Origin of the sequence: Megasphaera micronuciformis F0359 (assembly GCF_000165735.1) — a bacterium.
Classification (GTDB): domain Bacteria; phylum Bacillota; class Negativicutes; order Veillonellales; family Megasphaeraceae; genus Megasphaera; species Megasphaera micronuciformis.
In genome coordinates this window covers 75,106-87,412 of sequence record NZ_GL538177.1, presented here as the reverse complement: position 1 = coordinate 87,412, position 12,307 = coordinate 75,106, and the positions used below count along the sequence as shown (strand labels likewise).

At 43.8% G+C, this 12,307-nt stretch carries 11 protein-coding genes; all 11 read right to left on the bottom strand.

Annotated elements, in window-relative coordinates; translation table 11 throughout:
• Positions 1 to 95: 95 nt before the first annotated feature.
• The 11 genes from HMPREF9429_RS00585 to mnmE all read right to left on the bottom strand — a co-directional run bounded on the left by HMPREF9429_RS00585 (position 96) and on the right by mnmE (position 12,272).
• The gene (locus tag HMPREF9429_RS00585) at positions 96 to 434 is read right to left on the bottom strand and encodes a helix-turn-helix transcriptional regulator (protein ID WP_006940829.1); all 339 of its coding nucleotides are present in this window, start codon (positions 432 to 434) and stop codon (positions 96 to 98) included.
• Positions 435 to 678: 244 nt separating this feature from the next.
• A complete protein-coding gene (locus HMPREF9429_RS00580; protein WP_006940828.1) occupies positions 679 to 1,347 on the bottom strand; it encodes a DUF6803 family protein in 669 nt (222 codons plus the stop codon).
• A 193-nt stretch (positions 1,348 to 1,540) separates the two neighbouring features.
• Positions 1,541 to 3,172: a phosphoenolpyruvate--protein phosphotransferase gene (gene ptsP / locus HMPREF9429_RS00575; protein ID WP_006940827.1), complete on the bottom strand. Its 1,632-nt coding sequence runs from the start codon at positions 3,170 to 3,172 to the stop codon at positions 1,541 to 1,543.
• 11 nt (positions 3,173 to 3,183) lie between these two features.
• Positions 3,184 to 3,441, bottom strand: coding sequence for an HPr family phosphocarrier protein (locus HMPREF9429_RS00570; RefSeq protein ID WP_006940826.1), 258 nt, complete (start codon positions 3,439 to 3,441; stop codon positions 3,184 to 3,186).
• 72 nt (positions 3,442 to 3,513) lie between these two features.
• Positions 3,514 to 5,424 (bottom strand): PTS fructose transporter subunit IIABC, encoded by a 1,911-nt coding sequence (locus HMPREF9429_RS00565; RefSeq protein WP_006940825.1) that lies wholly within the window; start codon positions 5,422 to 5,424, stop codon positions 3,514 to 3,516.
• 11 nt (positions 5,425 to 5,435) lie between these two features.
• Entirely contained in the window at positions 5,436 to 6,347 is a 912-nt protein-coding gene (gene pfkB, locus HMPREF9429_RS00560; RefSeq protein WP_040773072.1) for a 1-phosphofructokinase, read from the bottom strand.
• Entirely contained in the window at positions 6,344 to 7,102 is a 759-nt protein-coding gene (locus HMPREF9429_RS00555) for a DeoR/GlpR family DNA-binding transcription regulator (RefSeq protein ID WP_040773069.1), read from the bottom strand. Before HMPREF9429_RS00555 ends, pfkB begins: the two co-directional genes overlap by 4 nt.
• 198 nt (positions 7,103 to 7,300) lie before the next feature.
• On the bottom strand, positions 7,301 to 8,272 hold the full coding sequence (locus HMPREF9429_RS00550; RefSeq protein ID WP_232216628.1) for a D-alanyl-D-alanine carboxypeptidase family protein: 972 nt from the start codon (positions 8,270 to 8,272) through the stop codon (positions 7,301 to 7,303).
• Positions 8,273 to 8,288: 16 nt separating this feature from the next.
• Complete coding sequence (rsmG, locus tag HMPREF9429_RS00545; protein ID WP_006940821.1) at positions 8,289 to 9,002, bottom strand: 16S rRNA (guanine(527)-N(7))-methyltransferase RsmG; 714 nt, start codon at positions 9,000 to 9,002, stop codon at positions 8,289 to 8,291.
• Positions 8,989 to 10,881: a tRNA uridine-5-carboxymethylaminomethyl(34) synthesis enzyme MnmG gene (mnmG, locus tag HMPREF9429_RS00540; RefSeq protein ID WP_040773066.1), complete on the bottom strand. Its 1,893-nt coding sequence runs from the start codon at positions 10,879 to 10,881 to the stop codon at positions 8,989 to 8,991. The genes rsmG and mnmG overlap by 14 nt, the downstream gene beginning before the upstream one ends.
• Before the next feature lie 11 nt (positions 10,882 to 10,892).
• Positions 10,893 to 12,272 (bottom strand): tRNA uridine-5-carboxymethylaminomethyl(34) synthesis GTPase MnmE, encoded by a 1,380-nt coding sequence (mnmE, locus tag HMPREF9429_RS00535; RefSeq protein ID WP_006940819.1) that lies wholly within the window; start codon positions 12,270 to 12,272, stop codon positions 10,893 to 10,895.
• Positions 12,273 to 12,307: the final 35 nt, after the last annotated feature.

The following is a 12,307-nucleotide window of genomic DNA, read 5'->3' as shown; positions in this document are numbered from 1 at the left end:
CCGTCTCTTTTATGAGACGGGACTTTTTTCTATGTGAAAATGTTTCATGTGAAACTACCATATTATATTAACCGACACCATTGAAATACTATACCTTAAAGTGTCGGCCTATTCACATGATTACAACTTTCTTTGCCTAATTCTTTATAATAAAAGTTCATAAATTTTTCCATGTTTTCAGGTTTACGTAACCAGGCTTCTACTTCCGGCGAAAGAAGATCTCTATGAACTCCCGTTCTCAAATAATATTTCGTTACGCCTAAAACAGGAGCTAATCGGGTTAAGACAGCTTCTTCTACAGTGTCTACGACTCCCTTTTCCCACTCATATACAGTTCTGGCCGATACATTTACCATACGAGCTAATTCATAAACGCCGAGCTCTTCTTGCTCTCTTAATCTGTTAATCCGTTGGCTTACATTTTCTTCCATCATGTATCACCTCTTAATTAAGATATACTATTTATTTTAGTACCCTATTTCCTATACTATAGTCATTCTACCATTGTCATCTTGAAGGCAAAAGTTTACTTTTATCTTCTTGTCTTTTTTATATCACCATTCGTAGTTCTATCTCTTTCATTCATTTAACAAAAACTGTAGTAAAGATAAAAAGAGGACTGTTTCTTGTGAAACAATCCTCTTTACCAAAAAGTATTCTAATGAGTAGTCGTTTATCTTATTTGTTGCTTTCCATATTCATTTCATGACCGTTATGCTGACCCGACATGGATTGATTATTACCGTTCATTTGCATATTCCCGTTACCTTGCATATGATTATCTGCATTTCCCGGGCAGTTATCCGGCATCTGATTCCCGTTCATATGCATATGTCCTTGATTGTTACCGTTCATATTCATATGCATATTCATTTGGCCTTGAGGCGGAACATACCCGCCTAATTGCGGATCAATCATGCCGAATACCATAGCCAAGTGGGTAAGTGCCACAAAAAGAAATACGGTCAATGCATGACGAACAACTTTGGTATGTTCATTCCAGGCCTTACCTACAATGCCGATTTCTATAAAAAGTAAATAGACGGCCGGAATAATAGCTGCTAAGAAGGAGTAGATAGACAGGCGATCCAAGGGTCCCTTCCAAGCAACTGTCGGTATATATGCGACAACAAGATAAATAAACAAGAAAATAAAAATAATACTTAAACAAATAGATGCCCCTTTTCGTAAACCGGGCCATGAGTTCTCTGCTTTTTCTTTGTTAAGCAGTGAAAAGATTTCCGAACAAAGAACCAGCTCGGCTAAGGTCATAGGCACTACCATGAAAAGAATTAAAAACCACGGTGCATACATACCCAGTAAATCCATATAGTTAGACATTACCATAGTAAATTCCCCCTTATTAATTTGTCTGACTCATTATACCCCGGTGGGGTATAATTGTAAAGAGAAACAGCTATTTAAACCTATATTTTATAAGCCTTTTATGTATACGATAACCGTATAGAGAGTATTTCAGCTCATTTATAAAAGAACCTGCCAACCGCAAGGGCAGCAGGTCCTTCACACCTCTTATACGTTATTTACTTAAATCAATAGATCCTATTTTCTCACGTAAGGGCAGAACTGCCGGCGGGCTCACAGAAAGTTCATCTACGCCCATACGCAGGAAGTCTTCCGTAAGACTTAAGTCTGCACCGAGTTCACCGCAAATACCTACCCAAATACCTTCTTTATGACCGTTTTTAACCGTCATTTCAATAAGTTTGAGAAGTGCGGGATGGTGGGGGTTAAAGAAATTATCCAAGTCCGTCTGTTGTCGATCGATAGCCAAGGTATACTGGGTCAAGTCATTGGAACCGATGCTGAAGAAATCCACTTCTTTAGCCAACTCGTCACTAATGAGAGCCGCTGCGGGCGTTTCTATCATAATTCCCACTTCCATCGATTCATCAAAAGCAATTCCTTCATGTCTCAGCTCGTTCTGCACTTGTTTCAATAACTCTCGACTGCGACGCACTTCATCAACGGAAATAATCATGGGAAACATAATGGCAATCTTTCCGTACGCACTGGCTCTACACAAAGCTCGCAACTGTGTTTTAAAAAGAGTCGGTCGAGTTAAGCAAATACGAATAGCACGCATGCCCATAGCCGGATTTTCTTCAGCCTTTAAATCGAAGTAATCCACCTTCTTATCCGCTCCTATATCCAGGGTACGGATAACAACCGTTTTGCCTTCCATCATTTCGACCGTCTTTTTATAAGCTTCAAACTGCTGCTCTTCCGTCGGATAGGTAGCATTTTCCAAATATAGGAATTCGCTACGGAAAAGGCCGATCCCTTCCGCATCATTAGCCAAGGCTTGAGGTACATTATCAGGATTTCCGATATTCGCGAAAACGTTGACCTTATAACCGTCTACCGTAACGGATTCCTTACCTCGATATGCTTCTAAACGAATTTTACGTTCCTCAGCCTCTGCCTGTTTTTTCTTCATCTTATCCAACGTAGCCGAATCGGGATCCAAATATACGGTTCCCGTAAAGCCGTCAACAATAACCGTCTTGCCTTCCACATCCGTATGCAATTGCGTTCCCGTATTGACTACGGCTGTAATTCCCAGTGTACGAGCCAAAATAGCCGTGTGGGAGTTCGTGCTCCCGCCGGAGGTAACAAAGCCCAGAATCTTATCCGTATCGAGTTGTAGCGTTTCACTGGGAGCTAAGTCGTCGGCGGCCAAAAAAACCCCGTCGTATGCCGAGAAATCATTGGCTTCACCGCCACAAAGCTGTACTTGTATACGTCTTGATATATCCAATACGTCGGCTGCCCGTTCCTTCATATACGCATCATCCATGGAGCGGAACATTTCGGAAAACTGCTGCGCCGTTTCTTCTACAGCTGCTTCGGCATTTATTTTTTTTTGAGAAATTAAAGTAACTATATTATCAATATAATCGTCATCATCAAGCATCATCTGATGAACTTCAAATACGGCCGCTTCCTCTTCACCAACCTTTTGAACCGCCTTCTCATACATGTCTTTCAACTGTTCAATAGATGCTAAACGAGCTTCTTGAAAGCGTTCCACTTCTGCATCCGTATCCTTTATACGTCGTCTGGCCGTAGATACGGTATTTCTATGGAACAAAGCAAGGGGACCCATTGTAATGCCGGAAAAAACCGATTTTCCCTTTACAACTAGCATGAATACCTCCTTTAGAAATTTTCTTTAAAGAATTTTTCTATTTCATGTACAGCATGTTCTTCATCTGAACCGTCTACAGTAACTTTTATTTCTTCACCTTGTTTCACGCCCAGAGCCATGACCGTAAAAATCTTTTTCAAGTCACCTTTTTTAGACCCTTTTTCAATAGTAATCTTTGATTCAAATTTTTTAGCTTCCTTAACGGCCAATCCAGCCGGACGCGCATGAATCCCTTGGGGATCCGTTATTGTATATGTAAACTCTTTCATTTTAATGCCTCCTTAAAATCAACTTAATCAGTATTCTTTACTTTAACGTACTTTTATAAGAAAAACAATAGTCTAAGCATTCTTTCTCGTTAATCCCAACAAGAGAGCCGCCACTACGGCACCGGCAAAAAGAGCTGCCAAGTACATGGGCCAGTTCGTAACGACACCGAATACGAAAATCCCGCCGTGAGGGGCCGGAACGGTACAATTAAAAAACATGGACAGAGCCCCGGCTACAGCCGAACCGACGGCACACGAGGGTATGACATGAACCGGATCGGAGGCGGCGAAAGGAATAGCTCCTTCCGTAATAAAAGATAACCCCATAATAAAATTCGTAAGTGTAGATTGTCGCTCTTTCTCTGTAAACTTGCCCTTAAAAACAAGCATCGCCAAAGCAATTGCAATGGGAGGCACCATACCTCCGATCATGACGGAAGCCATGATACCGGAGCTGACAGCTGTTCCCGACGCATCGACTAATGAAGCCGTTCCGAAAACATAGGCTGCTTTATTAATAGGACCGCCGAAGTCGATAGACATCATGCCGCCTAAAATAAGGCCCAAGAAAATCTTGCTGGTCGCAGTCATACCGGCCAGAGTAAACGACAGCCATTGGTTGAATACGGCCGTAGGCGGATTAACAACAAAAACCATAATAAGACCTATGAGAATAAGCCCGAAAACGGGATAAAGTAATACGGGCTTAGTACCCTCCAAGGCTTGAGGCAGTTTAGCAAAAACCTTCTTTAAAAAGATAACGACATACCCCGCAATAAATCCGGCAAAAAGGGCTCCGAAAAATCCCGATCCTCCGTTAGTTGCCAAAAAACCGCCGATAATACCGGGCATCAATGCCGGTCGTTCACCTATGCTGACGGCAATATATCCGGCTAAAATAGGCATCATCATACTGAATGCCAAACCGCCGATATCTTTCAAAAAAGCTGCTACAGGCGTTCCCGAACCGAAAGTGGCCGTCCCGGCATTATTCATGTCAAAAAGGAAGGCCAAAGCAATTAAAATACCGCCGCCGATAACGAAAGGAAGCATATGTGAAACGCCGTTCATTAAGTGCTTATAAACACGTCGACCCGTGCTTTCCGTCCCTTCACCGGAGGTACTTTCTTCACTTTTACTGCCGCTTCCGTTAAATACGGGAGCCGTCTGTTGCAAGGCGCCTTCAATCAAACCGGCAGGATTCTTAATGCCCTCCGCCACCTTAACGAAAGCGACGTGTTTTCCTTTAAATCGTTCGACCGGCACGTCCTTATCGGCTGCCACAATAACACCTACAGCCCGTTTTATATCATCGGCAGTCAAAGCATTTTTGACTCCGCCGCTACCGTTTGTTTCTACTTTAATATCAATACCCATGTCGCTACCCTTGTTCTCTAAGGCTTCGGCAGCCATGTATGTATGAGCAATTCCTGTAGGGCAAGCCGTTACGGCAACGACAAACGGTCTTTCCGTCACATCAGCTGAGACTGCCGCTTGACCGGCTTCTCCAGAATCTTCGACTGCCAAGGCTTGCTCCGCATTATCAATAATTTTTAAATACGTTTCTCTATCGGGAGCCGACATCAAAGCCTCTCTAAAGTCGTCATCCATAAGCATTCTGCTGAGACGGCTAAGGACTTCCAAATGAACATCGGCACCGTCCGCCGGTGCGGCAATCATAAAGAAAAGGTGAGCCGGCTCATCATCAAGACTTTCATAATCGACACCGGTGCGAACAATCATAGATGCCAGTGCGGGCTTTACAACCGCATCTGTCTTGGCATGAGGAATGGCAATACCCTCACCGATTCCCGTACTTCCTTCGCCTTCACGCTTTAAGACTGCGGCCTTATACGCTTCTTTATCTTTTAAACAACCGCTTTTTTCCATTAAATCTACTAACCTATTAACAGCGCCTCGTTTATCGACAACCTCTGCCTGTAAATCGATACTTTCAACTTTCAATAAATCCGTAATTTTCATAACGGTTCCCCCTATAACCAAACAGCTTCATACATATCTTTAATTTGTCGGCCCGTTGCCAGCCATTCATGAAAAGCCGTAGCACTTCCGGCTGCAATCCCCCAACGTAATGCCTCGCTCAAGTTCCCCCCGTATTTCATATAAGCCGAAATAAATCCGGCTACCATACTGTCTCCGGCACCCACGGAGTTGACGAGCGTTCCTTCGGGCGTTTTTACCTTATATATTTCATTATCTTCACCGATTAATACGGCACCGTCACCGCCGAGGGATACAAGTACGTTTTGTGCCCCTTCTTCTTGGAGTTTCCGTGCCTGAAAAATAATGTCTTCATCTGTCCTTAATTTTATATCGAATAATTCTTCCAGTTCTTCTCGGTTGGGTTTAATCAAAAAGGGTTTATACTTCAATACATTACGTAAAAGCTCGCCTGTCGCATCGACAACGGTTTTGACGCCTTTAGCTGCTACGGACGCCAATAACTGTTCATATATACGGTTGTCTATACCTGCCGGTATGCTTCCGGCAAGAACCAGTACATCATCGGAGCTTAGAGACCCTATTATTTTTTTCAGGTGATTAATATCCTCTTGACCTATAAGCGGCCCCATTCCGTTAAGTGCCGTTTCTTCATGGCTGATAACCTTTACGTTAATGCGAGAATTACCTTCTCGTAAATAAAGAAAATCACATTGTACACCGGCATTCACGCAAAGACGCTCTATTTCCCGGCCGGTAAAACCGGCTACAAAGCCCAAGGCCTTGCTTCGGGTTCCCAAGGCTTGTAATACAAGGGATACGTTAATTCCCTTACCTCCAGGATATATGGCTTCCGCCTCTGCCCGATTAATATTACCGGTAGAAAAATCCGTCGTATGAACAACATAGTCTAAGGACGGATTGAACGTAATCGTGTAAATCAAAGCATACACACCTCCGTTTGCTCACCGTATACGGAAACATCTAAATCCTTCTTGCCTGCCGTAATAATTGCGACCTCCGCAAGAGTCGCAAATGTTACGTGTGACGAACGACCGAATTTACTCGTATCTGCCAAAACATACGCCTTGGTACACTGTTTAAGTGCAGCCGTCTTACAGGCCGCCTCTTCCTGATCGGGGGTCGTATACCCGAAACGAAGATCAATCCCGTTTGTACCGAAAAAACCCTTCGTGAAGTGGTAACGTCTGAGCATATCTCTCATGTCTCCTCCGATAACCGATTCAGTCGATCCTTTAACCGTCCCGGGAAGTATACTTACTTGTAGCCCCCGTGCAGCCAGTTTTTGTGCCAAGGGAAGACTGTTTGTAACAATTGAAATATCATGTGACGTCAAAAAGTCGCCCATTTGTTCCGTCGTCGAACCGCCGTCTATATAAATAAAATCCTGTTCTTCTATCAAAGTAGCGGCATAAGCGGCTATTTTTCTCTTTTCTTCTACGTGATAGGCATATTTCTGCTGAATACTTTCAGAATTGACATTATATTCATCCACTTCGTCTACAACCGTGGCTCCACCATGAACCCGATTGACAAGGCCCATCTTTTGTAAGGTAAGTAAATCCCGTCTGGCCGTCGATTCCGAGATCCCGTACCGCTCCGACAACTGCTGTACCGTTACGGCTCTTTCAATCATTACAAGCCGTGCTATGTCTCTCTGTCGTTCTTCGGTCAACATAATGAGTACCTCCTGAAAGTAAATTTCGCCCTTAGTATACAATCACAAACAATAATAATCAATCAAAAACGTTCATTATTCTAAACGAATATGCACGAATGTCCAAAATGATTAAATATCATAATTATAGTATGGTTTATGAAAAAAACCGCTTCCTAACAGGAAGCGGTTTTATATCCACCATTATGCTATTTATACTTATTTAGAAATATGTTGTGCTGCAATACCCGTCAACGTTTGCCCTTCCGGCGCATCTCGTAAAGTATAGGCTTCGGCATCCTCTTCAGGAGTCGTCTTATTTTCCTTCTTTTCTGCCACCGCTGATTTTCCGTCCTCTTTGCTCACCGCATCGATTGCAGTGGTCTCAGCAAAGGCAAAGTCCATCAACAGCTTTGCATCACCACTACGGTTATCCGAGTTTAAAATGCTGACCACATAAGTCTTATCCCCGCGCGTAGCCGATGCAACCAAGGTCGCTCCGCCGTAGTCGGTGGCACCGGTTTTAATGCCGTTAGCACCCTTATATCCTGAATTGAGAAACTCATTCATGGAAAAAACTTCTTGGGACCCGCCGTTTGTATACGGCATGACAAAACTCGTACGTCCCGTAAAAGATTTAAAAGTCTGATTTTGCATAGCATATACAGCTATCTTAGCTAAATCTTTAGCCGTCGAAACATGGTTTGCATCCGGCAATCCGTGAGGATTCGTAAAATGAGTATTCGTAGCACCTATAGCGACAGCCTTATCATTCATCATATGCACAAAGTCCGCTACGGAAGGAGCTACCGTGACAGCCGTATCCAAGGCCGCATCACAACCCGTATAGGTCATCATAGCCGTAAGGGCATTGCGAAGCGTAACGGGGTGATCTGCGGAAATTCCCAAAACGGCTACGTCTCTATCCAATTTAGTTACATCATCGGAAAAATGAACGGCTCCGTCCAATACTGTATCGCCCGCTTCGGCCCCTAAAAGGGCCGTCATAATCATAGTCGTCCCGCCGGGATACAGCTTTTCATCACCGTTTTTCGAATACAGTACTTCTCCTGTCTGAGCATCCATCAGAACGGCTGCCCGGGCATGAATCTCCCCATCGGAAACGGCAAACGATGAGGCCAATCCGAGACACCATACCATAGCACAAAGGGCCAGTTTTTTCATCTTCATAAAGCTCATCCTTTCTTTATAACGGATTCTTTACAGCCACTTTCGGCTTGCGAGGATATTTCACCGGGCTGTTTTTAACCTTTTTAATATATAAAACGGCTCTCTTATCTTCAAGACCGGGCAATTTCTTAGGCTCGACGACTTCCACCATACCCCCGAGAATTTTCAACGCATTTTTCGATTCTTCAATTTCTTCTGCATAGGCCGCCCCTTTAAGAGCTACGAAATAACCTCCCGTTTTTACATACGGCAAGGCCCATTCAACTAAAACAGGGAGTCTGGCTACAGCTCGAGTCGTAACTATATCGAAGGCTTCCCGATATATATCTTTATGAGCCTCTTCTTCAGCTCGCCCGTGCAAAAACTCGGCCTGCTTATATGAAAGAGTCGTTGTCACTTCCTTTAAAAAGGTTAACCGCTTTTGAAGGCTGTCGAAGAAGGTAATCTTCAAATCGTCGTGCATAATAGCCAGGGGAATTCCGGGAAACCCGGCACCCGTACCCAAATCCAATACCTTAGCCCCGGTGAAAAAGAAGCGCTCATCATAACAACTTAAGCTGTCAATAAAGTGCTTTACCGTCACTTCGTCGGCATCGGTAATGGCTGTTAAGTTCATAACCTTATTTTTTTCTTCCAATAACCCGGCAAAGATTTTGAATTTTTCCAGCTCATCATCCGTTATGTTCGGATAGGCAAGACGGAAAAGCTCATCTCCCTTACATGGAAACATTACCTTTCCCCTCCCGTCTCATCTGCTCAGTATAAATCAATAACGCCGTAATATCTGCCGGTGAAACTCCGGATATACGCGAAGCCTGTCCTAATGAGCGCGGCCGAATATCGGAAAGCTTTTGTCGACCCTCGGAAGAGATTGTATCGATCGCTTCGTAGTCAATAGAATCGGGTAAAAGACGCTGTTCCAACTTATTCATCTTTGCTACCTGTTCCCGCTGACGTTCAATATAGCCTTCATACTTAACCGTAATCTCCACTTCTTCCGTTACATCAAGAGGATAGTCTTTAAGTTCACTAAATAGCTTTTTCATTAAAGAATAGGTCATTTCTTGACGACGTAACAAGTCGACGCCCTTGATTCCCGTTTTTAAAGGAGCCGACCCTACCGACTCGAGAAGTTCATTAGTCCGGGTCGTCGGCGTAACGGACAATTTTTTTAAGACAGAAAGAAGCTCATCAACTTCCTCTTTTTTCTTACAAAAGGCTGCATATCTCTCATCGGTTACAAGCCCTAATTCACGGCCTTTTTCCGTCAATCGCATATCCGCATTATCTTGTCTTAGAATTAAACGATATTCGGATCGGCTGGTCATCATACGATACGGCTCGTTTGTACCCTTTGTAACCAAATCATCTATAAGAACACCTATATAGGCTTCCGCCCGTGTCAATACAAAGGGATCTTTTTTCTGTATCTTCAGTGCCGCATTAATACCTGCTATCAGCCCTTGTGCCGCCGCCTCTTCATAACCGCTCGTTCCGTTTGCCTGACCGGCCGAATACAATCCTCTTATCTTCTTGACTTCCAAAGTAGGCAAGAGTTGCAAAGGGTCGAGACAATCATACTCGATAGCATATCCGGGTCGCATTATTTTCACATCTTCCAAGCCGGGAATGGTCTTTAAAAATTCATACTGTACATCCATGGGCAAGCTGGTACTCATTCCCTGAACATACATTTCTTCCGTTTTTAATCCTTCCGGTTCAACAAAAAGCTGGTGTCTCTTCTTATCGGCAAAACGAAGAATTTTAGATTCAATAGACGGACAATATCTGGGCCCGATACCTTCAATAACTCCGTTGCACATAGGTGCCCGATCCAGATTGGATCGAATAATCTCATGAGTTCTCTCGTTCGTATAGGTAAGCCAACAACAAACCTTATTACGATTTAACCGTTCAGACAGAAAAGAAAAGGCATGTCCTTCATTATCTCCTTCCTGCTTTTCCATAGAGTCGGTTCGCAACGTACGGCTGTCTATCCGAGCCGGAGTTCCTGTCTTAAAACGCATTAATGAAATCCCGTATTTTTTCAAAGAATCGGATAATGCTTCGGCCGATCGTTGTCCTATGGGACCTGACTCAAGTACGGTTGTTCCGATAATGATACGCCCCTTTAAATATGTTCCGGTTGCCAAAATGACCGCTTTAGCCAAAAAGGTTTCACCCAATTCCGTATAGACACCCTTTACAATCTTATCTTCTACGATAAGATCCGTAACGGTCAGTTGTTTCACATCCAGATTGGCTTCATTTTCCAAGATATGTGTCATTTCAGACTGATATGCTTTTTTATCCGATTGAGCACGCAAAGAGTAAACTGCAGGACCTTTGCCCGTATTCAACATACGCATTTGTATAGCCGTGTTATCGGCTACCAAACCCATCTGACCGCCTAAAGCATCAATTTCTTTAACGAGGTGACTTTTACCCGGACCGCCTATAGCGGGATTACAGGGCATTAAAGCTATATTATCTAAATTAAGCGTAATCAATAAGGTATGCATTTTCATGCGAGCAGCGGCCAAAGCCGCTTCACAACCCGCATGTCCTGCACCGACAACGATTACATCGTAAGTTCCGGCAACAAACACAACAGAACCTCCTATTTTCCCAAACAAAAACGACTGAATATTTCACCGACCATATCGTCTTGAACCGTCTCTCCCGTGACCGCACCCAATAACTCCCAGGCCTCACGTAAATCAACGAGTATTAAGTCCGTCGGCATGCCGGCATACATCGTTTCTTCAGCCCTTTTCAGAGCATTCAAACTTTGCCTCATCAGTTCAATATGTCTCATATTGGATAAGAGAACTTCATTCTCTCCCGCACCGCTTTCTCCCGAACGGGAAACCAAGTACTCTTCCAATAAACTTATACCGTCTCCTGTCTTGGACGACAGTGAAAAAACAGGAAGGCCGTACACTTCTAAATCTTTACATTCCAGAAGAGGCTTTAAATCCGACTTTGTCAGAACAATAGCACCCTTACCGTCAGGGACAGAGTTTATCAAAGCCTTGTCCTCATCACTAAACGGCTGCGTCCTGTCTTTCAAAATTAGAACCGTATCAGCAGTTTCTATATAATTTCTGGCCTTAGTTACACCGATAGCTTCAACCGTATCTGTCGTTTCTCTGATTCCCGCCGTATCGACAAGACGAAATGGAATTCCCTGTATAGATACCCATTCCTCCAGAGCATCTCTCGTCGTTCCCGGAATATCCGTCACAATGGCTCGATCTTCTGCAAGTAAATAATTCAGTAGGCTGGATTTTCCTGCATTGGGAGCCCCGGCAATGGCCACCGTCATGCCGTCACGAATAATCCGTCCTTTAGACGAATCCTTCAGCATTTGTTCCATCCGCTCCATCATACATCTCATAGTCTTTTCCAAGTCATGAACGACAATATCTTCCAAATCTTCTTCCGGATAATCTACCGTTACTTCCAGACGTGTAATAAAATCCGTCAATTCAGTCCTCATGGCAGCCACAATACCTGAAAGCCGACCTTCCAATTGGCTTAGAGCCGTACTTAATCCCTTCGAACTTTTGGCCTGAATAACATCCATGACCGCTTCGGCTTGCACCAAATCGATACGGCCGTTCATAAAGGCCCTTTGAGTAAATTCTCCCGCACGAGCCAGACGAGCACCGCTTCGAAGTACGAGTTTTAAAATACCCGAAACAGATTGACGACCGCCGTGACATTGTATTTCCAAAACATCTTCCGCCGTATAAGAATGAGGCCTCTTCATGATAAGTACAAGAGCTTCGTCAATTTCACGGCCTTTTTCATCAACAATAGTACCGAAATGAATCGTTCTGTCTTTAAAATCCTTGAACCGCGTCTTCCCCTTACTGCGAAAAATCTTTTCACCGATGTTATAGGCTTCAGTACCGCTTATACGAATAATGCCGACACCGCTTTCTCCCGTTGCCGTAGCAATAGCCGCAATGGTATGTGACAAATCGTAAATCATAGAACTTCTCCTTCATATAGGAAAAGAACCCGGTG